18 protein-coding genes are annotated in these 20,755 nt (G+C 64.7%); 9 read left to right on the forward strand and 9 right to left on the reverse strand.

The genetic code is table 11. From position 1 onward, the window contains the following. Nucleotides 1-68: 68 nt before the first annotated feature. Nucleotides 69-926 carry an alpha/beta hydrolase gene (locus QA645_RS11795; protein ID WP_283050346.1) on the reverse strand — a complete coding sequence of 286 codons (858 nt, stop codon included), beginning with the start codon at nucleotides 924-926 and terminating at the stop codon, nucleotides 69-71. A 336-nt stretch (nucleotides 927-1,262) separates the two neighbouring features. On the opposite strand from QA645_RS11795, the gene QA645_RS11800 reads away from it, so the two are divergent. From QA645_RS11800 to QA645_RS11810, 3 genes are read left to right on the forward strand one after another with little or no spacing between them, the layout of a single operon-like run. Beyond that, entirely contained in the window at nucleotides 1,263-2,222 is a 960-nt protein-coding gene (locus tag QA645_RS11800; protein ID WP_283050348.1) for a fatty acid desaturase, read from the forward strand. A gap of 38 nt (nucleotides 2,223-2,260) precedes the next feature. Beyond that, nucleotides 2,261-3,643 (forward strand): MBOAT family O-acyltransferase, encoded by a 1,383-nt coding sequence (locus QA645_RS11805; RefSeq protein ID WP_283050350.1) that lies wholly within the window; start codon nucleotides 2,261-2,263, stop codon nucleotides 3,641-3,643. A 37-nt stretch (nucleotides 3,644-3,680) separates the two neighbouring features. After that, nucleotides 3,681-4,622 (forward strand): hypothetical protein, encoded by a 942-nt coding sequence (locus QA645_RS11810; protein ID WP_283050352.1) that lies wholly within the window; start codon nucleotides 3,681-3,683, stop codon nucleotides 4,620-4,622. A gap of 6 nt (nucleotides 4,623-4,628) precedes the next feature. Here the strand turns inward: QA645_RS11810 and QA645_RS11815 are convergent, their stop codons facing one another. Next, on the reverse strand, nucleotides 4,629-6,329 hold the full coding sequence (locus QA645_RS11815) for a fatty acyl-AMP ligase (RefSeq protein WP_283050353.1): 1,701 nt from the start codon (nucleotides 6,327-6,329) through the stop codon (nucleotides 4,629-4,631). A gap of 23 nt (nucleotides 6,330-6,352) precedes the next feature. After that, nucleotides 6,353-6,607 carry an acyl carrier protein gene (locus QA645_RS11820; RefSeq protein ID WP_254133364.1) on the reverse strand — a complete coding sequence of 85 codons (255 nt, stop codon included), beginning with the start codon at nucleotides 6,605-6,607 and terminating at the stop codon, nucleotides 6,353-6,355. Between the two features lie 219 nt (nucleotides 6,608-6,826). On the opposite strand from QA645_RS11820, the gene QA645_RS11825 reads away from it, so the two are divergent. After that, nucleotides 6,827-10,018, forward strand: coding sequence for a CHAT domain-containing tetratricopeptide repeat protein (locus QA645_RS11825; RefSeq protein ID WP_283050356.1), 3,192 nt, complete (start codon nucleotides 6,827-6,829; stop codon nucleotides 10,016-10,018). A 54-nt stretch (nucleotides 10,019-10,072) separates the two neighbouring features. Beyond that, nucleotides 10,073-11,335: a hypothetical protein gene (locus tag QA645_RS11830; RefSeq protein WP_283050357.1), complete on the forward strand. Its 1,263-nt coding sequence runs from the start codon at nucleotides 10,073-10,075 to the stop codon at nucleotides 11,333-11,335. Nucleotides 11,336-11,337: 2 nt separating this feature from the next. Here the strand turns inward: QA645_RS11830 and QA645_RS11835 are convergent, their stop codons facing one another. Next, the gene (locus QA645_RS11835) at nucleotides 11,338-12,132 is read right to left on the reverse strand and encodes a L,D-transpeptidase (protein WP_283050358.1); all 795 of its coding nucleotides are present in this window, start codon (nucleotides 12,130-12,132) and stop codon (nucleotides 11,338-11,340) included. A gap of 359 nt (nucleotides 12,133-12,491) precedes the next feature. Between QA645_RS11835 and QA645_RS11840 the strand changes: the two genes are divergently transcribed. Continuing rightward, a complete protein-coding gene (locus QA645_RS11840) occupies nucleotides 12,492-12,815 on the forward strand; it encodes a hypothetical protein (protein WP_254133360.1) in 324 nt (107 codons plus the stop codon). 53 nt (nucleotides 12,816-12,868) lie between these two features. Here QA645_RS11840 and QA645_RS11845 read toward each other — a convergent pair whose 3' ends face one another. Together QA645_RS11845 and QA645_RS11850 are read right to left on the reverse strand one after the other, a co-directional pair. Further along, the gene (locus QA645_RS11845; RefSeq protein ID WP_254133359.1) at nucleotides 12,869-13,630 is read right to left on the reverse strand and encodes an ABC transporter permease; all 762 of its coding nucleotides are present in this window, start codon (nucleotides 13,628-13,630) and stop codon (nucleotides 12,869-12,871) included. Then, nucleotides 13,627-14,550 (reverse strand): ABC transporter ATP-binding protein, encoded by a 924-nt coding sequence (locus QA645_RS11850; protein ID WP_254133358.1) that lies wholly within the window; start codon nucleotides 14,548-14,550, stop codon nucleotides 13,627-13,629. The genes QA645_RS11845 and QA645_RS11850 overlap by 4 nt, the downstream gene beginning before the upstream one ends. Before the next feature lie 282 nt (nucleotides 14,551-14,832). Between QA645_RS11850 and QA645_RS11855 the strand changes: the two genes are divergently transcribed. Next, the gene (locus QA645_RS11855; protein WP_254133357.1) at nucleotides 14,833-15,549 is read left to right on the forward strand and encodes a hypothetical protein; all 717 of its coding nucleotides are present in this window, start codon (nucleotides 14,833-14,835) and stop codon (nucleotides 15,547-15,549) included. Nucleotides 15,550-15,685: 136 nt separating this feature from the next. Here the strand turns inward: QA645_RS11855 and QA645_RS11860 are convergent, their stop codons facing one another. Then, nucleotides 15,686-16,078, reverse strand: coding sequence for a PRC-barrel domain-containing protein (locus QA645_RS11860; RefSeq protein WP_254194952.1), 393 nt, complete (start codon nucleotides 16,076-16,078; stop codon nucleotides 15,686-15,688). Nucleotides 16,079-16,179: 101 nt separating this feature from the next. After that, entirely contained in the window at nucleotides 16,180-16,857 is a 678-nt protein-coding gene (locus QA645_RS11865) for a TetR/AcrR family transcriptional regulator (RefSeq protein WP_283050360.1), read from the reverse strand. Between the two features lie 171 nt (nucleotides 16,858-17,028). Between QA645_RS11865 and QA645_RS11870 the strand changes: the two genes are divergently transcribed. Next, nucleotides 17,029-17,892 (forward strand): DUF3313 domain-containing protein, encoded by an 864-nt coding sequence (locus tag QA645_RS11870; protein WP_283050361.1) that lies wholly within the window; start codon nucleotides 17,029-17,031, stop codon nucleotides 17,890-17,892. An 828-nt stretch (nucleotides 17,893-18,720) separates the two neighbouring features. After that, entirely contained in the window at nucleotides 18,721-19,668 is a 948-nt protein-coding gene (locus QA645_RS11875) for a LysM peptidoglycan-binding domain-containing protein (protein ID WP_283050362.1), read from the forward strand. 8 nt (nucleotides 19,669-19,676) lie between these two features. Here the strand turns inward: QA645_RS11875 and QA645_RS11880 are convergent, their stop codons facing one another. After that, complete coding sequence (locus QA645_RS11880) at nucleotides 19,677-20,750, reverse strand: tartrate dehydrogenase (RefSeq protein ID WP_283050363.1); 1,074 nt, start codon at nucleotides 20,748-20,750, stop codon at nucleotides 19,677-19,679. Between the last annotated feature and the right edge of the window lie 5 nt (nucleotides 20,751-20,755).

The raw sequence follows: 20,755 nt of genomic DNA on the forward strand, positions 1-20,755 counted from the left end.
CGCGCCGTCCACCGGGCAGGGGGCGGCACGTCGGGGCGAGGCGGAAAATGCGCGAGAGGCCGCAGCGTTCAGCGGTCGGGCACGGAGGCCGCAAGCTGGTCGATGGTGGGATGAGGCTTCGACGGGCGCGGCATGTTGAACGGGCTGTCGTCCTCGCCCAGGTCGTTCAGGAAATCGTCGACCGTGCTGCCGATGAAGCCCTTGACCTGGTCCGAGCCGCGGTCGCTGAGATCGTTGTGCTGGAATTCGGTCCTGACCACCTGGATACCCGCCTTGGCGCAGGTTTCATCGTCTGGAACGACGCCGGGATCGGCCTTGAATTGCGGATCCCTCGAGCGGAAGGACAGGATCTTGACCCTGCCGTCGGTGACGAAGGGGACGCGCAGATTGTCGAGCGTGACCACCTTCTTCACCAGCTCCGGGTGCAGCTTGGCGAAGTACATCGAGATGTCGCCGCCGTTGGAGTGTCCGACCAGCGTCAGATGGCGGTAATCCGCGTTCGGATACACCTTCTTGAGCGCGTCGATCGTGAACAGGATGTTGGCGATGCCGCGGTTGTATTGCGAGCGGCGACCGACATATTCCTCGCCAGCCTTCGTCACCATCGGATCGTCGGTCGACAGATCGTGCTGGATGCTGACGACCAGATAGCCGCGGGCGGCGAATGTGTTGGTGAGGAACGAATATTCGGTATGCTTGACCGTGTTGCCGTGGCTGAGGATCACGACCGGCAGCTCGATCATTTCAGCCATCGCTTCCATCTCGCGGTCGCGGCGGACCGACACCTCCACGGTGACATCGCGGTCGTCGCGCAAGATGTCGGCGAGCGCGACTGTGCTGTGATGGATGGCCCATTTGCCTGCACTGAAATAGAAGATACCCATCAGCGCTGCGGCTGAGGCGAAAACGGCGATGCCTCTCTTCATGACAGTCTCCGCATCCGGTGTTCAAATCGCGCGGGCGGGAACCGGTGCTGCGCCTGCCGCGATGCCGGGAGCAGCGCCCCGCCGGGTGTCCATGCTCAACGAATGGGCGGACGGTATTGCGGGCTTTTTACAGCCGGATGACCGGCCCCGCCTGGGTGGCTGAAGCGGCTGATTCTCTCGCAAAAGTGAGAGAATCGACCGCTTTTGGGCGTGACCTGGTTTGGGAGTGACTTGGCGCCGCAGCCCCGCGGGCGGGACCTGTTGAAACCTCGGGCGGCGGCTTGGGTTGCGATCGCCCGGCTTGTATGTAGTCTTGGCGCCTTTGGAATCCCGCCCGTGCAACAGAAACGCGATCACCGCATCATTCGCAGCCGGCATTTTCACAAGATGCAGCGGCGGCATTTCATCATTTTCGACGTTTTGCCCTTTGTCGGCACCTTGGTTGCGCTGGGCTTCCTGTTCTACCGTCCGATCGGCATCGTTGAGCTCAGCCTGTTCTTCGGCCTCTGGCTGATCACCGGGCTTGGACTGACCGTCGGCTATCATCGCCTCTTCACCCACCGCGCCTTCGCCACCTCGACCGCGATGAGCGCGCTCCTGATCGTGATGGGATCGATGGCGGGCCGCGGCCCGATGCTGTCCTGGGCGGCGATGCATCGCCGGCACCACGAACTGTCCGACCACGACGGCGATCTGCATTCGCCGCGCTTGCATGGCGACGGTCTGCTCGGTCGCCTGCGCGGCTTCCTGCACGCGCATCTGACCTGGATGATCGCGCACGACTATCCCAACGTCGCCCATTACGTGCCGGATCTGATGGCCAACCGCACCCTGGTCGCGGTCAACAGCTACTACTACAGCTGGGTCGCGCTCGGCCTGCTGCTCCCGGCCGCGATCGGTGGCTTGGCCACGATGAGCCTGTGGGGCGCGCTGACGGGCCTGCTGTGGGGCGGCGTGGTGCGGATGTTCGTGGTCGAGCAGACCATGTCCGCCATCAACTCCATCATGCACACGTTCGGCGCGCAGCCCTTCGTCACCCGCGACGACAACAGCCGCAATCTCGGCGTAATGGCGTGGCTCGCCTGGGGCGAGGGCTGGCACAACAACCACCACGCCTTCCCGTATTCGGCGGCGTTCGGGCTGCGCTGGTTCGAGTTCGATCCCGGCTTCATCTTCATCCGCGCGCTGGAGGCGCTCGGGCTCGCCTGGGACGTCAAGGTGCCGAGCGAGGAGAAGATCGCCCGGCGCATGCTGCGGCAGCCGGGCGATGCAGAGCCCGATCTGGAAACGGGCTAAGGATCGGCATCCGGCGATGACGGCGCAGCGCTGAACCGATGCTGTTCAACGACTACCCCTTCCTCCTGGTCTTCCTGCCGGCGGCATTGCTGATCTACCGCCTGGTCGATCCCTATCCGCATCTGCGTATCGGCGCGCAGGTGGTGCTGTCGCTGGCCTTCTACGCCTGGGGCAGTCCGTCCTTCATCCTGCTCCTGGTCGCCTCGATCGTCATCAACTGGCTCGCCTCGGTCGCCTATGGGCGGGTGAAGTGGAAGCTGGTGCTGACGCTTGTCATCGCGCTCGATATCGGCGTCCTGGCGCTGTTCAAATACGCCAATTTCATCCTCGCCAATCTCGGGCATGTGCTGGGCGCCTCGTTGCCGACGCTCGACATCGGCTTGCCGCTCGGCATCTCCTTCTTCACCTTCCACCACATCATGTATCTGGTCGATCTCAAGCGCGGCAAGGCGCCGCTCTACGCGCTCGATCGCTATGCGCTCTACATCGCCTTCTTTCCGCAGGCGATCGCGGGCCCGCTGGCGCGCTGGTCGGAGGTGATGCATCAGTTCGGCAGACAGGTCTATGTGCCGGGCTGGCAGCGTCAGTTCTGCATCGCGATCTGCTTCATCGCGATCGGCCTGTTCCAGAAGGTCGTGCTCGCCGACAGCATCGCGCATCTGCTCGATCCGATCTATACGCAGGCAGCGGGCGGTCCGCTTGCAAGCGGCGATGCCTGGCTCGCTTTCTGCTTCTCGTTTCAGATCATGTTCGACTTCTCAGGCTATTCCGACATCGCGATCGGCCTTGGTCTGCTGTTCGGCGTGCAACTGCCGTATAATTTCAATGCGCCGCTGCGCTCGACCAACATCCAGGATTTCTGGCAGCGTTGGCACATCACGCTGATGTTGTTCCTGCGCGATTACGTGTTCTATCCACTCGTCAATCTGCGCATCCTGCCGCGACGCTTTCTGCCGGTGCAGTTCTTCGGCGCAATGCTGATCACCATGGCGCTGTGCGGCTTGTGGCATGGCGCGAGCTGGGCTTTTGTGCTGTGGGGCGTGCTGCACGGTGTTGCGCAGGTCGTTTGTTCGCTCTGGCGGCGCTATGGTCCACACTTTCCATCATGGCTCGGCTGGGCGCTCACCGTGCTGTTCGTGCTCGCGACCGGCGTGATCTTTCGCGCCGGCTCGGTCGAGGCCGCCTGGCATGTCTTCGCCGGGCTCGCCCAGCCGCTGCCGCTCGCGCGCGGGCAGCACCTCTGGCCGCTGATCGTGGCGCCGTTGTTCGCCTTCCTGTTGCCGGCGAGCCAGGACATCGTCGCGGTCTTCACGCGCCGTCCGAGTCCTGTCCTTGCGAGCGTTCTCGGTCTCAGTCTTTTCGCGTTGCTGCTCCATATGGGTGGTCGGGATCTCCATGAATTCGTCTACTTCAAGTTCTGAGACCGATCCCGGCTGGGGGAGGAGCCTTGCTGCCTGCATGGGCACGCTGATCGGCGCGGCCATGCTGGTGCTGGCGCTGATGGTCGTCGTCGATCCCTATGACAGTGGCAAGCTCGGCCTGCTGGGCATCGACGGCGTCGACAATCGTCTCACCCAGATCACGGCTGCGAGCCGCGCGAGAGACCCGAATTTCAACGCCGCCATCCTCGGCAACTCGACGGCGCAGATGATCGAGCCTGAGGCATTGTCCCGCGCAACAAGCCTGCGCTTCGTGCAGCTCTACACCACCGGCTCGGCTCCGCGCGAGCAGCTCGCAGTGCTCGACTTCTTTCTGCGCAATCACAAGCAGGTTGGCGCGCTGGTGATTGCTGCCGACCCCGGCTGGTGCGTGCATGCGCGGCCGAAAGAGGAGGGCGCTCCGTTTCCCTATTGGCTCTACGATACGAGTGTAGTCACCTACGCGGTGCGGCTGATTTCCTGGCAGGCGATCGAGCAGGCCTTTCAGCGGCTCGGGATCGGCCTCGGCTGGCGGCAGCGGATGAATCCGGACGGCTTTGTCAGCTATGAGGACATCTGGCCGCCCGGCCAATTCAAGGAGGCGAACGCGCCGCGAGATCCTGTACCTGCTGTCTCGGCGCGAGCGGCGTTTCCCGAGATCAGCGCCCTGCAAGACGTCGTCCGGAAGCTGCAGGCCGACGTACCCATCGTCATCATCGTGCCGCCGACTTTCGCGGCCACCGTGCCGATATCAGGCACGGATTTGGCGCTGGCGCGCGGCGCTTGCGATGCCGCGCTGAAAGCCGTCATTGCAGGGCGTGCGCGCAGCAATTTCATCAGCTATCGCGTCGACAACGCGCTGACCCGCGACCGCGATAACTTCGTGGATTTCATCCACTATCGCCCGAAACTCGCGCGCAGAATCGAGCAAGGCATTATCGCGAGCTTGCGCGATGGCGAGAGCGCGAAGATCGATTTCTGAGCCGGCTCAGCCGACTTCCTCAAACCCGCCGTCGAGCCAGAGCCTGCGCGCAAGCTTGCGCTGGATCTTGCCGCTGGTGGTTTTTGGCAACGCGCCGGGACGGATCAGCGCGATGTGTCGCGCGGAGAGCTCGTGGCTGTCGGCGATGGCCTCGCGGATCTGCCCCTTGATCTCGGCGGTGTCGATGGTGTGACGGGCGGTGCGCTCGACCTCCTGGACGATGACGAGACTTTCCTCGCCATGTTCGTCCGGCACCGAAAAGGCCGCGCCGCAGTTCTCGCGCAAGGCGCCGTCCTGCGACTGCACCGTGCGCTCGATGTCCTGCGGATAGTGATTGATGCCGCGGATGATGATGAGATCCTTGATCCGGCCGGTGACGAACAATTCGCCCGCATGATCGAGGAAGCCGAGATCGCCGGTGCGCAGCCACCGGCCATCCTCGCCCGCGATCTCCGCATTGAGCTCTTCGCGCGTCGCCGCATCGTTGCGCCAATAGGCGCGGGCGACATTGGCGCCGCTGACCCAGATTTCACCGATATGGTCGGCCGGGAGCCGCACACGGTGTTCGGGGTCGACAATGGCGATCTGCTCGCCGGTCAGCGCGCGGCCGCAACCAACGACGGGTTGCGCGTCGCCCGGATCGGCAGGCGGCTTGGCCACATGCGCCTGAAGCGCGGCGCGACTGACATGGTGTGTGACGTGGCGACCGCCGCGTGTCCCGCCGGAAATCAGGAGCGTCGCCTCCGCCATGCCATAGGCAGGATATGTCGCGCGCGGGTCGAAGCCGTGCGGCGCAAAGGTTTCGATGAAGCGCGCGACGGTGTCGGCGCGCACCGGCTCGGCGCCGTTGAGCGCGATCCTGAGCGAGGACAGGTCCACGCCCTCCATCTGGTCGGCGCGATAGCGGCTGACGCAGAGGTCGAAGCCGAAATTGGGCCCGCAGGCGACCTCCGCACGATAATGCGAGATCGCGCGCAACCAGCCGAGTGGCCGCTGCATGAACGCGTTCGGCGCCATCAGCACGCAGGTCGCGCCGACATAGAGCGCCTGCAACGCGTTCAGGATCAGCCCCATGTCGTGATAGAGCGGCACCCAGTTGACATAGGTCGATTGCCTGGTGTTGCCGAGCGCAATCCGGATCATCTCGAGATTGGCGAGCAGATTGGCGTGGCTGACCATCACGCCCTTTGGCTCGGAGGTCGAGCCGGAGGTGTATTGCAGGAACGCGGTGTCGTCGGGAGTAGGCTCTTGCTGCTCGACCGTGGCGTCGGCCGCTTCGGTGAGATCGACTTCGATCCACCGGATGTTCTCCTGCGCAAAGCGTTCCCGCAGATCGCCGCGCAGGGCGAAGGCCGAAGTGGTCAGCGCGAGCGCCGGCGTGCAATTGGCGAGGATCGCGGCGCTGGCATCGCGGGCGCTGTTGCGCCGGGGCATCATCATCGGTACGGCGATCACGCCGGCGATCAGGCAGCCGAAGAACGCCACCATGAATTCGATGCCCGGCGGAAACACCAGGATCGCACGATCTCCGGGCTGGGCGGTCGCGGTCAGGCGCGCGGCGAGGGCGCGCGCAGCATCATGCAATTGACGGAAGGTGAGGGAGGCTTCCTCCGTCCCGCGATCGGAGACGAAGACATAGGCGCGATCGTCAGCCTGCTCCGCCGCGCGCCGGGCCAGGAGCGCCACGAGCGAGCGGTGGTTGTCCATGGGGGCGCCGGCTTCAGCCGCCCTCAGGCGGCGGAGCGGAGCGCGCGCTTGTCGGCGAGAAATCGCGACAGCGCCTCAACCGTAGGGTGGTCGTAGAAGTCGTCCGTCGACAGTTCGAGGTCGAGCTTCTCCTCGAGTTCCATCATGAGGTAGACGAGCATCGCCGAATCGATGCCGAGCCGGCTGAATTTCGTGCCGGTGTCGACGCGGTCCCTGGAGATTCTCAGGATATTGGCTAGCGCAATAACGCAGAAATCCGAAATCTGCTCGCGTGTCATGTCATTTCCCAGAAATACTCAGAACGACAATACGGGCGACCTCAAGGTTGTCAATTTGGCCCAAACGCCGCAGCGTTGAAGGTTGGGGACTGTTGCTTTCCTGCGTCGCCGGATGCTCATTTTGTGCACAAGCGGGCGCGATTTCCCGCGGTCGACAGGGGCGGCGACCGCCCCTATCCTCCCCGAATTGCAGTTTGACGCGCGTGACGGGATTTTCGCATGAGCCGCGCCCGCTTGTTCGCCGCCCTTTTTCTCGCGGCCCTGACCCTTTCGAAGCCGGCCACCGCCCAGCGCGGCAACGATTTTGATTCGCTGCTGGCGCAGATGAATGCCGCGACGCAGGCAGGGCATTGGGCCGAGGGGCTGGCGGCCGCCCAGAAGCTCGAAAACCTGGTGCGCCGCCGGCAGGGCGCCGACAACATGAACTATGCCGGCGTGCTGCATAACGAAGGCATGTTCCTGCACAATCTCGGCCGCTTCGGCGAAGCCGCCGACAAGCTCAACGCCGCGCTCGCCATCAAGCTTCGCAACAACGATGTCGCCTCGACGCTGCGCACCTCCAACATTCTGGTGGGTTCGCTTGGCATGCTCGACCGGCGTGCGGAGGCGACGACGGTGGCCGAACGGGCGCTGGCGCTCGGCACCAGCGCCTTCGGCGCCAATGACGTCCGCTTGTCGGATACGCTGGCCGCGCTCGGCGGACTGGCGCGCGACAAGGAGAACTACAGGGAGGCTGCCGGTTACTTCGAACGCGCGCTGACCGGCCTGCAGGCCGCCAATGTGCCACCCGTCGATATTGCGTCCGCCATGGACAATCTCGGCGACACCTACGGCCTGCAGGGCCGCTTCGACGACAGCGAACGCCTGCTGCAGCAGGGGATCGCGTTGCTCGATCGCAGTTTCGGCGGCAATGCCGAGGCTGCACCGAACTACGACAAGATGCTCAACGACCTCGGCAATCTCTATCTCGATGCGGGACGCTTGTCCGACGCCGAAGCCACGATGCGGCGCGCGCTGGCGATCACGCGGACGCGTAGCGGCGACGCGCATCCGAATGTCGCGGCCACCATGGGCAACCTCGCGACCGTGCTGGAGCACGAGGCCCGCTACTTGGAGGCCGAGAAGCTCTACCAGCAGACGCTTCAGCTCTATGAGCGGATCTACGGGGCGAACCATCCGACCACGGCGATCGGGCTGAACAATCTCGCCAACGTCTATTCGGCGCAGGGCAAGCACGAGGCCGCCGCGGGTCTGCAGGAGCGCGTGCTCGCGATCGACGAGAAGGCCTTTGGCGCGGACAGCCCCGATGTCGGGCGCGCCCTCAACAATCTCGCCAACAGCTATGCGAGCCTCGGGCGCAGCGACCAGGCGCTCGGCCTCTACCGCCGCTCGCTTGCGGTGATGGAGCGCAAGTTCGGCGAGGGCAGCGGCCCAAGCGCGCTTGCGGCCGGCTCACTCGGACAGGCCTTGATGGACGCCGGCAAGACGGACGAAGCCCGGCCGTATCTGATGCGTTGTCTCGAGATCGACGAGCGCGCGCTTGGCGCGACGCACCCGCAGCTGATCAAGGATCTGCGCGCCGTCGCGCTGCTGGACCTCAAAACCGGTCATTTGGCCGAGGCGCGCAGCCGGCTCGAGCGGGCGCTTGCGATCGCGCAGGACAAGCTCGGGTCTCATCATCAGGACACGATCGCGACGCTGATCAATCTGGCGGACATCGATCGACGCGAGGGCAAGTGGCCGGACAGCCTTGCGCGGCTGCGGCTCGCCGCGGCGACGCTCAACGCAGAGCGCAATGCGCAGTTTACCCGTTTCACCGACATCGATCCCTGGCTGATCGAGGGGATCTGGCGCGTCTCCGACGGCAAGCCGGATGCTATGGCCAAGGATGAGGCCTTCGGCGCCGCGCAGCGCGCGCATGAGACCAAAGCGGGCGCAGCGTTGTCGCAGATGGCAGCCCGATTTGGCGCCGGCAACGATGCGATCGCGGGCCTGGTCCGGCGGCAGCAAGATCTGAAGGCGAGCCTCGATACGCTCAGCAGGCGGGTGACATCCGAGCTTGCGCAGGCGGACGGAAAACGCAACGACACCTTGCTCGCAAATTTGCGCGCACAGGCATCGCAAGCGCAGAAATCGCTCGACGACGTCACGCCGCAGCTCGACCGCAGCTTTCCGGCCTATGCGGAACTGTCCAATCCGCAGCCGCTGTCGATCGCGCAAACGCAGGGCCTGTTGAAACCCGATGAAGCGCTGGTGGCGTTCATCACGCTCAGTGACACGACCTATGCTTTCGCGGTCACGCGCGAGGCCAGCGCGCTGCGCCAGATCGCGCTCGATAGCCGCGAGATCAGCGACCGCGTCGCGCATCTGCGGCAGGGGCTCAGCGATCCCGAGGCGGTCCAATCCGCGTTCGACCTCGATGCGTCCTTCGAACTCTACAGTGGATTGTTCGGCCCGATCGCTGCGGATATCGCCGGTAAGCCCAAACTGCTGATCGTCCCCGCCGGTGCGCTGACCAGCCTGCCGTTTCAGGTGCTGGTGACGAAGAAGCCGGATGGAGCGTCCCCGGATCGCTACCGGCAGGCGGCGTGGCTGCTCAACGAGCGCGCCATCACCGTGTTGCCCTCGGTGCCGAGCCTGCGCGCGCTGCGCAGCCTGGCCAGGGACTCGCGGGCGCAAAAGCCGTTCATCGGTTTCGGCGATCCGATCTTGCAGCGCTCGCCCGGCGACAAGCGGCCAGGGCGCAATGTGCAGCCCTACCAGAACTACTATGAGGGTTCCGCGGTCGATCTCGAGCGCCTGCGCACCGGATTGCCGGCGCTGCCGGAAACAGCGGGCGAGCTCCGGGCCGTGGCGAAGGCGCTCGGTGCCTCGCCGCAGGACGACGTCAAGCTCGGTGCGGACGCGACCGTCACCAGCGTCAATCAGCTCGCGCTCGATCAGTACCGCGTCGTCGATTTCGCCACCCACGGGCTTGTCGCGGGCGAGGTCAACGGTCTCAGCGAGCCGGCGCTGGTGCTGACACTGCCGGACAGGCCGACCAGTGACGATGATGGTCTGCTCACGGCGAGCCGCATCGCAAAACTCAAGCTCGATGCGGATTGGGCGGTGCTGTCGGCCTGCAATACGGCCGCGGGCGACCAGCCGGGTGCAGAGGGCCTGTCAGGCCTCGCGCGCGCGTTCTTCTATGCCGGCGCACGCGCGCTGCTGGTCTCGCACTGGCCGGTCGATTCCGATGCGGCTGTGCGCCTGACCACGGGCGCCTTCGCGGAGCTCAGCGCGCATCCCGGCATCGGCCGCGCCGAAGCGTTGCGGCGCTCGATGAAAGCGCTGATTGCGGATCGGTCGTCACCGCGCAACGCTGATCCCGCGGTGTGGGCACCATTCGTGCTGGTCGGCGAGGGCGGTTGACGGCAGCCGCGAAGAGGCGAAACTGGTCTCCAAAAAAGATCGGGAGCGATTCACATGCGGCTCATCCTCATTGCAACGATGGCGGCTCTGATGGTTGGACAGGCGGCGGCCAGGGATGTGTTGTCGGGCGCGAGCCTCTATGCCGATGTGGCGCGCTACGCCTCCTTCGGCCTGCACCGCTTCGGCTCGCCCGGCGATCGCGCGACGGCCGATTGGATCGCGGGCGAGCTGTCCGAGGCCGGCTTCGCCATCAAGTTCCAACCCGTCGTGCTTGGCCGGCAATACGTCGTGGAGCGCGCGAGTGCGGAGGCGGCCGGCACGAGCGTCGAAGTGACGCCGTTCTGGTGGCCGCCCGAGGATAAGGCCGGCTTCCATCTCTCCGCGCCGCTCGCCCGAGAGGGCGACGTTGCCGGCAAGATTCTCTGGGTCGATCTGCCATTCGATCGCGGAGCCTATCTCGGTCCCGCGCATCGCGCGGCGATCGCTGAGGCCACGGCGAGGAAACCCGCCGCCATCCTGCTGACGATCGGCAATCCCGCGGACGACCGTTTCGCCTACAACGTCACGCAGGAGGACGCACCCTGGCCGGTACCGGTGATGGTGGTCGGCGCCAAGGCCCGCGATCCATTCGAGCGTGCGCTCGCGTCAGGCGCTCCGGTCACATTCGACCTTGCCGGGCACTACGATCACAACGTCTCCGGCCGCAACGTCATCGCCGAGATCGGCATTGGCCGTGGACCGACCATCGTCGTCTCCACGCCGATGACCGGCTGGTACAGCTGCGTCTGCGAACGTGGTCCCGGCATCGCCAATTTTCTCGCGCTGGCGCGCACGGCGGCTGCGGAGAAATGGCCGGCGCATTTCGTCTTCATCGCCACCGCCGGCCACGAGATCGGCCATGGCGGCATGGAGTTGTTCCTGAAAGACGGCGCGCCCGCGCCAAAGGACACGCTGGCCTGGATCCACTTCGGCTCGTCGAACGCGTGCTACGCCTTTGCGGAAGGCGCACGGATCAGCCGGCCCGAGGAGGAGCGCTATCTCGTGCTGAGCAAGTCAGCCGTCGCGCTGACCGATGAGGCCTTCGCCGCGGTCGCGGCAAAACGTCTGGTGACGGAGAAGCAGGCGGTGGGCGAGCTGCGCGACGTGCATGCGGCGGGCTACGCCAATTTCCTCGGCATGGCTGGTCGCCATCAGACCTTCCACACGCCGGCAGACGATCTCACGGCAACCGGGCCCGAGATCCTCGAGCCGGTTGCCCGCGCCTTCGTCGATGCTGCGCGGAAGATTGTCGAACGCGGCGACGCCGCGTTCAGATAGCCTTAGTTTTGGTAGTAATAATTGCGCGGCTGATAATACTGGCGCGGCTGTTGCTGCTGATAGTAGTAGCCCTGATGGGCCTGGACCGGATCGTAGCCGTAGCTCGGCTGCGGTTGCGGCAGCTGCTGGTAGACCTGCGCGCCAGGAGGGCGGGTGATCGGACGCGGCGCCGGGTAACGAGCGCCGGTGTCGCTTCCGTCGGCGGGATAGATGTAGTTGTCGTCCTGCGGCATGTAGCGGCGAGCGGGCTGCATCGGCGGCGTCAGATTCACGGGATCGCCTGTCGTCGCATACTGCTCCTCGGCCGGCTGCTCGGCGCGGGCCACAGCATTGTTGGTCCGGCCGCGCGGGTTGCGGGCCAGCGCCACTTGCGCCGAGCCCGTCAGCGTCACCGTGGTGTTGAGCACGCCCTGCTCCTGCACCAGCGCGTAGAGGGTCGAGGCGTTCTGGCGTGACAGCCGCACGCAGCCATGCGAGGCGGGCGTACCCAATCGTCCGACCGAGTCGGTGCCGTGAATGGCATGCCCGACCTTGGTGAAGAAGATCGAGTGCGGCATCGGCGCGTCGTCGAATTCCTTGGAATAGTGATCCTCTTCCATACGGAAGGCACGGAACGAGCCGGCCGGCGTCTCGCGCGAGGGGATGCCGGTCGACACCGGCCAGTGGTAGCGGGTGACTCCGTCGACCACGACGGTCATCTGCTGATTGTTCTTGTCGACGGTAATGTCGACCTTGGCCTGCGCGGTGCCCGCGCTCAAAAGCATCAGGGACGTGAACGCAACGAAAAAGGAACGCATCTGAAATCTGGCCTCCGGCCTGTTCGCGCTAGAGCATGATCCGGAAAAGTGTGTAGCGGTTTTCCGAAAAGATCATGCTCAAACAATAACACCGCGGCTCTCCGTCCCCGGCTCGCACTATGCCTGCAATCCGGCTTTCGTTCCAGCGGGCTGCTCACCCATCGTTAACGTGATGCCCGGCGTAAGCAAGGCCGCTTTGTGCCGCGCCGGCTCTGGCGATGCTGACATTTTCGCGAGCGGGAGCTGCGTTCACAACGCCGACAATTCGTCACAAAGACGCAACCATTTGGCCGCTTCGGGCGTTGAACACGGCCTACCAATTGGTGGCTGTCGCCGCCGTCTACTCCCGGGGACTCAAGATGAACAAAGCTCGTATCGCCGCCGCGCAGTTGCCGGCGGGTCTACCCGTTCGCCTGTTTTTCGCGGGCGCCGCTGTCCTTCTTGCGCTGGCTTGCGCGCCGCAAGCCGGCCACGCCCAGGGCATCGTGCGTGGCGCCCAGGAAGGCTCCTATGAAGGCAACCGGATTGCCGGTCCCGTGGGCGGTGCGGTCGGAGGTGTCGTCGGTGCCGGTGTCGGCGGCGCTGTGGGCGCCGTCGATGGTATTCTGGGCATTCCCTACCACGGCCACCGCCATTGCCGCGGCTACTACGACGGCTATCACCACTTCCGCTGTTATCGGTAAGTCCACCGCCCGTCATTCCGGGCTCGCGACTTCGTCGCGCACCGGAATGACAGTCAGTTCTTCAGCCGATAACCGGTCCGGAAGATCCACCAGATCACGGCGAGGCAGATCGCCAGGAACGCCAGCGTCATGCTGAAGCTGACGGCGACGCTGACATCGGCGATCTCGTAGAAGCTCCAGCGGAAGCCGGAGATCAGGTAGACCACCGGATTGAGCAGCGCCACCGTGTGCCACGTCGGCGGCAGCATGTTGACGGAGTAGAAGCTTCCGCCCAGGAAGGTCAGCGGCGTCACCACCAGCATCGGGATCATCTGGAGCTTTTCGAAGCCGTCGGCCCAGATGCCGATAATGAAGCCGAACAGGCTGAAAGCCACCGCAGTCAGCACCAGGAAGGTCAGCATCCAGATCGGGTGATGGATGTGCAGCGGCACGAACAGCCCGGCGGTGGCGAGAATGATCAGGCCGAGGATGATCGACTTGGTCGCGGCGGCGCCGACATAGCCGAGCACGATCTCGAAATAGGAGATCGGCGCCGACAGGATCTCGTAGATCGTGCCGACGAATTTCGGGAAGTAGATGCCGAACGAAGCGTTGCTGATACTCTGGGTCAGCACCGAGAGCATGATCAGGCCCGGCACGATGAAGGTGCCGTAGCTGACGCCCTCGACATCGCTGATGCGCGAGCCGATCGCAGCGCCAAACACCACGAAATAGAGCGAGGTCGAAACGACGGGCGAGACGATGCTTTGAAACAGCGTTCGCCAGGTGCGCGCCATTTCGAACAGATAGATGGCGCGAACGGCGCGGTAATTCATGACGCCCTCACGAGGTCGACGAAGATGTCCTCGAGCGACGATTGGGTCGTGTCGAGATCGTTGAAACGGATGCCGGCGGTACGAAGGTCGCTGAGCAGGCTGGTGATGCCGGTGCGCTCGCCCTTGGTGTCGTAATCGTAGACCAGCGTCGCGCCGCTGTCGCAGAGGTCGAGCTCGTAATGGGCGAGGCTCTCCGGCAGCGCGGCGATCTTGTTCTGCAGATGCAGCGTCAGCCGTTTCTTGCCGAGCTTCTGCATCAAGGTGGCCTTGTCCTCGACCAGCACGATCTCGCCCTTGTTGATGACGCCGATGCGGTCGGCCATCTCCTCGGCTTCCTCGATGTAATGCGTGGTGAGGATGATGGTGACGCCGGACTGCTGCAGCGTGCGGACCACCTCCCACATGCCCTTGCGCAGCTCGACGTCGACGCCGGCGGTCGGCTCGTCCAGAAACAGGATCTGCGGCTCGTGCGACAGCGCTTTCGCGATCATCACGCGGCGCTTCATGCCGCCGGAGAGCGTGATGATCTTGTTGTCCTTCTTGTCCCAGAGCGACAGATCCTTGAGGATCTTCTCGACCAGGGCCGGGTTCTTCGGCTTGCCGAACAGGCCGCGGGAGAAGCTCACCGTTGCCCACACGCTCTCGAAGGAATCGGTGTGCAACTCCTGCGGCACGAGGCCGATCATCGATCGCGCCTTACGGTAGGAGGTCTGGATGTCCTCGCCGCCGACGCTGATCTTGCCCTCGCTGGGGTTGGCGATGCCGCAAATGATGGAAATCAGCGTGGTCTTGCCGGCGCCGTTGGGGCCGAGCAGCGCAAAGATCTCGCCGCGTTTGATGTCGAGATTGACGTTCTTGAGCGCCTTGAAGCCGGACCCATAGGTCTTCGACAGATTGGCGACGGAAATGATGGAGGACATGGGGGCCGGTCGGGGGTGGGGAGGGATGCGCCGGAACCCGCACCCTGGCGGGCGGAAGACCGGCGGACCCCCGAAATAGGAATGGCCTTGCCCGGCCGCAATTGCCTGGAGAAAAATGGTCTCAAAACAGGCCCTTAAGTGGCAGGTTTCAGGCAGGTGTTGCGCGATGGTCACGGATTGCGGCTAAGATCGTCATTCACGCGGCTCTTTGTTGCGTCTGCGAGCAGGCCGTGGCTACGATTCCGGCCAATCGCGAAGCGTATGTCCCCAGGGAAAAGATCGATGAGACCGAACGGCCGTCACACCGCCGGCGCCAGCCAGTTGTCCACTCTCCGCATGTGGGCGACCTGCCTGCTGCTGCTGTCAGCTGTTGCCATGAGCCCGACCACCGCCAGGGCGGCGCCGAGCCAGGCTGCGGCGACGACGCATGTCTATCTGCTCCGCGGCGTGCTCAACATCTTCTCGCTCGGGCTCGATACGATCGGCGCACGGCTCCAGGCGCAGGGCATTCCGGTGACCGTCGCGAACTTCGTGTCCTGGTCCTCGCTCGCCGATGAAGCCGCCACCGAATACAAGGCCGGCCGCCTCAAGACCATCGTCCTGGTCGGGCACTCCTCGGGCGCCACCGCGTTGCCCGACATGATCGCCAAGCTCAACCGTCTCGGCGTGCCCGTGAAGCTCGCGATCGGGCTCGACTCCGTGTTCAAGACCAAGCTGTCGACCGGCGCCGAGCGCTACATCAACATCTATATCGGCGATGGTCCTGGCGAGCCAGTGCGGGCCGATGCGGGCCTTCGCGGCAAGCTCGACAATGTCGACGTGCGCGGCAGCGGCGTCGGCCACATCACTATCGACAAGAACGATGCAATCCAGCGCCGCGTCATCGCCGAGATCGACGCCGCGATCGCCCGTTCGCGCGGTCCGGCTGGCCCGGTCGCGCAACCCGGCGCGCCGCGGGCCGCGCATTCGGCGGCGGCAACGGCTCCGGCGAGGAACTGAAGACTTTCGCCCGTAGCGGCTGACGTCATCATGCCGCCGTCGACTTGATTGTCGACGGCGGCATTGTCTTGTCCGCCATGCCGTGGGGATGTGAGAAGAGTGCAGCGGGCCCTGTCCAGGCGTCGATCGCGGCGAATTACTTCTTCTCGGGCACCCAGGTGGTGCTCGCCTTGTCGTATTTGAAGCCCGGCGCTTCCTTGAGCGTATCCTTCGTCTCGTCGATGGTGAGCCACCATTTGTCGTTCTTCTTGGCGGTCTTGATGGCGCTGAAGGGCACGATGACGTCCTTTTCGCCGGCGCCCAGGAATCCACCGACGCCGAGCACGAGCCCGGTGATCTTGCCGGACTTGTCGACGAGCACGTCGTCGACGTCGCCGATCTTGCTTTCCTTGGGATCGTAGACGGCCTGCTTGTAGTAGTTGGTCACCGTCCAACTTTCCGTCGGCGCCGACTTCACGGTGGTCGTCGCCGCATGAGCGGCAGTCGCAGCAACAACTGCAAATGCACATGCCATAGCGAGCTTCTTCATCTTGGTCCTCCTCAACCAGTTGATCGCGGTGGCAACAGGAGGGAGCGGCAAAGGTTCCTACTGACGCGAGGGGGAGAGTCGCTGGTTGCCGGCGAACCCGCTTAGCGCTTCCTGACCAGCTTGAGCGGACCGCTGGTCTTTTGACCGCGCGGCTTGCTCGCGATGCCCTGCGCTTCGGGCGGCTTCAGGAAGCGGGCGATCATCGTCCTCAGATGCGCCGCGCTCTGCTTGATGTCCAGCTTCGGATTGCGGATCGGCAGTGCGCGGGATCCGTCGATGAGGGCGATCAGGATGTTCGCCGTCGCATCCGGATCGAGTCCTGGATCCACCCGTCCCTGCTGTTGCGCGTGGCGCAGGAAATCACTCCACATGCGGCGGACGGCTGCGGTGTGCCGCTCGATGATCCTTGCGAAATCCGGATTGCGGGCGGCCTCGGCGAGGCCATCCAGATTGAGGGCCTGGGCGGGACGAAAGCGCAGGCTGTTATCCTCGATATCGGCGAGCAGCGCGTCGATCACGTCGTCGGCCGCGAGAATCCTTTCGAACCGCTCCGCCGCATGCGCAAGACCCAGATCGATCATCGCCTCGATGATCGCCTCCTTGCTCGGAAAGTAGTGGTAGAGGTGGCCGGGACTGATGCGCGCCTCGGTGCAGATGTCCGTCGTGCTGGCGCCGCGGAAGCCGTCCCTGATGAAGCAGCGGATCGCCGCGCCGAGGATCTCCTGGCGCTTCAGTTCATGCTTGACGGGATCGACTTTCCTCAAACCGGACATCTCCATTCACACTCGCCCCGTTTACCACGAGGATTTGCCACGAGAAAATCAAAATTAGAGAGTTCCATCTATTTATGTTGACGGGTGGCGAGGAGCATGAGAGTGATTATTAGAGCGATCTATCTAATAATCCGTCGATGCGGGAACAGGACCATGCGCTTGCCACGGACGGCCCTGATGAGTGTCGCGCTGGCGCTCGGGGGCTGCGCGACCGCGCCGCTCGAGCAGGCCGGCTCGCTCAGGAGCTACGACCGGATGTCGGACGCCAACGGATTGGTGACGCGGTCGAAGATCCGCGTGAACAAGAAGGACGTGCTGGCGGCCAAGACGATCCGGATCGCATCGACCGTCTTCCAGGCGCGCGCCGATGTCCCCTTGAACGAAAAAGAACGCCGCCTCGTCGCAAACGCGATCAGCCGCGAGCTGTGTCTGCGCCTGAGTGAGCGCTTCCGCATCGTGGCCGCCGATGACGATGCGGACCTGACGGTGCAGGCGACGGTGACGCATGCCGCGCCGACCAATCCGACTGCCGCGGGCGCATCGAAAGCCCTGGCGATCGCCAAGACCGTCGCGCTTCCCGGCGTGCCTGTGCCGGTGCCGCGGCTTCCGGTCGGGCTCGGCAGCCTGTCGGTCGAGGCGGAAGCGCATGACTTTGCCGGATTCGAGAAGGCCGCCATGGTCTGGGCGCGCGGCGCCAATTCCATCACGAACTCGCCGCGGGTCGCGAACGAGGGCGATGCATATGATCTCGCCGCCGATTTCGGCGCCGACTTCGCCAAGCTGGTCGCGACCGGAGAATCTCCGTTCGGCGGCGTCCCTGCGCTGCCTGCCATGGACAGTATTCGCGTCCGACTCGGCGGTGCGCCCAAATACGTCGCGTGCGAAGCGTTCGGACGATTTCCAGGCGTAACGGGCCTTGCGGGACAGGGGTTGGGGCTGCCGCCAGGCTGGACGGATTCAGGCGCCGAGGAAAGTCCGGCCAGCAGTCCCGCCGCACCATCCGCGCACGAGGCGTCTCCGGAGCAGACGCTCACGCAATGACGTGGCCGCGCTCTTTGCGACCTCCAACCTCAACCTGTTTGTAACCGATCCGAGTCAACGACATGCCGACACCTGGAATACATCGCCCGCCCCAACGCGCTTTGCGCCAAAGTGCAACGCAGGCGAGGAGCGTTCCCCTGTTTACCGCCGATGAGGCGTGGAGCAGAACCAACGCGGATCGGCGCGCAACCAGCGAGACGGACGATCTGAACGCGATCCTCGAACCAGGCTTCTGGATGACGGCCCTGGTTGCGTTCCTGCCGACGGTCGCAGGCTGCCTCTATCTCTTCCTGACCCAGGGATGACACGCAAGTATCGAACGCGGCACCGCGCATCTCCGCGGGCGCCGGCCGCTGTCCTGGCGCTGTTGCTGGCGGGATGCGCGTCGAGTGCGAATCTGCCTCCGGCCTATCATCCCTCGCGTGCGCCGGGCGCCAAGGCGGTGCAGGACGGGGTGAGAAAAGCAGCCGCGGAGGCCAAGCTGAGCGGAGACCTCGAGACATCGCCCGTTCGCTACAGCGATCATGGGCCCGGATCGTATTTCGTGTGCCTGAGGCAGACAGGCCCATCGGCGGGCGGACGGCCTGCTTATTCGGTTTTCTTCGACAATGACGAGTACAAGGGAATCCAGAGTTCGGTATTGTCCGAGGCGTGCGAAGCCGAGCCATTGGCTCCGTTCAGGTGAGGCCAGGATGTTGATATGGTCGGACTGAGGGCCCTTGCTGGCCGGCCGTGGCCACGGTTCCGTGCCCCAAAAACCGCCCAATCTGGGGTCACTAAGCGCCGCGGGGGAGGCCTGTGCCTCCCGTGGTGGGACTGCAGGACTTGATGATTGATCCAAGGCGACTTGTGGTGCTGGCAGCTTGTGCGCTGCTCGCCTTGAACCCTTGTCTGGCCGCAGCCTCGCCCGCCAAGTCGAAGCCGGCTGCGGCCCCCGCTGTCGCGCCGCCACCTCCGCCGGCTGAGCCGCTGCCGCCGCCGAAGATCTACCTGTTCCGCGGCGCCATGGGGCCGATCTTCTCGACCGGCATGGACCGGCTCAGCGAGAAGCTCACGGCAGCCGGCTTCTCGGCCGACGTCTACGAGTTCACTCTGTGTCGGCTGATCGGCAATCGCGCCATCGCCAGCTACAAGGAGAGCCCGGCGCCGATCGTGCTGATGGGCCACTCCATGGGCGGCCTGTGCTCGGTTCTCATCTCCGAGATGGCGGCCAAGGAGAACATCCCGATCAGCCTCGTCATCACCATCGATCCCGCCCATGCGACCGATGACGTGCCGCTCAATGTTGAGCGCTTCATCAACATCTTCCTCTCCGACAGTGTGCTCGGCGGCGGCAATGTGGTCGCGGTGCCGGGCTTCCGCGGCCATTATGCGAGCTATGACCTGAAGCAGAACAGCCGCGTCTCGCACATCAACATCGAGAAGTCGGACGACATTCACCGCCAGATCGTCGAGATGGTGACGCAGTTGCCGCGGATCCAGGCGGCGCAGACCGAGGCCGATTCGGTACCGCTGCGCTATCTCGTGCCGGGCGACTCGCTGGTCGAATTGTGGGACAGCGGCGTGCGTTTGCCGGTGCGTCGCGGCGACACCATGGAGAGCATCGCCGCCGCCAACCGCGTGCCGCTGTGGTCGCTCGCGCAGAGCAACTCACTGCCGGAGAACGCAACGCTTACTCCGGGCCAATCCATCATCGTCCCGCGGCATCTGACGCCGCCGGACGCCGCGGCCGCAATGGTGGTGCCGCCGGCGGCGGCACCTTCGCGGCGGAAGTAGCTTTTCCTCTAGACGTTCGAGCCGTGGATCGCGTCGATCACGGCATCCGTCACTTCCTTCGTGGTCGCCTTGCCGCCGACATCGGGCGTCAGCACGCCGGCGGCGCAGACCTGCTCGACGGCCTTCATCAGGCGCGCGGCGGCATCCTTCTCGCCGAGATGCTCGAGCATCTGTGCGCCGGTCCAGAATGTCGCGACCGGGTTGGCGATGCCCTTGCCGGTGATGTCGAAGGCCGAGCCGTGGATCGGTTCGAACATCGAGGGGAAGCGGCGCTGCGGATCGATGTTGCCGGTCGGTGCCACGCCGAGGCTGCCGGCAAGTGCGCCGGCGAGGTCCGAGAGAATGTCGGCGTGGAGGTTGGTCGCCACGATGGTGTCGAGGCTCTTCGGATGCAGCGTCATGCGCACGGTCATGGCGTCGACCAGCATCTTGTCCCAGGTGACGTCGGGGAATTCGGTCGCAACTTCAGCGGCGATCTCGTCCCACATCACCATGCCGTGGCGCTGCGCGTTCGACTTGGTCACGACGGTCAGGAATTTGCGCGGACGCGACTGCGCGAGCTGGAACGCGTAGCGCATGATGCGGGTCACACCGACGCGGGTGAAGACCGCCACTTCGGTGCCGACCTCTTCCGGCAGACCCTTATGTGCGCGGCCGCCCATGCCGGCATATTCGCCTTCCGAGTTCTCGCGCACGATCACCCAGTCGAGATCGCCGACGCCGACATTGCGCAGCGGCGAGGCGACGCCGGGCAGGATCTTGGTCGGCCGCACATTGGCGTACTGGTCAAAACCCTGGCAGATCGGCAGGCGCAGGCCCCACAGCGTGATGTGGTCGGGCACGTCGGGCGCGCCGACCGCGCCGAAATAGATCGCGTCGAACGTCTTCAACTCGCTGAGACCATCGGCCGGCATCATCACGCCGTGCTTCTTGTAATAGTCCGAGCCCCAGTCGAACGTCTTGACGTTGAAGGCGAGGTCGCCGCTGCGTTTTGCCAGCGCCTCCAGCACGCGGACGCCGGCCGAGATGACCTCGGGGCCGATGCCGTCGGCGGGAATGGCTGCGATCGAATGGGTGCGCATGGATG

This window comes from Bradyrhizobium sp. CIAT3101 (genome assembly GCF_029714945.1).
Classification (GTDB): Bacteria; Pseudomonadota; Alphaproteobacteria; order Rhizobiales; family Xanthobacteraceae; genus Bradyrhizobium.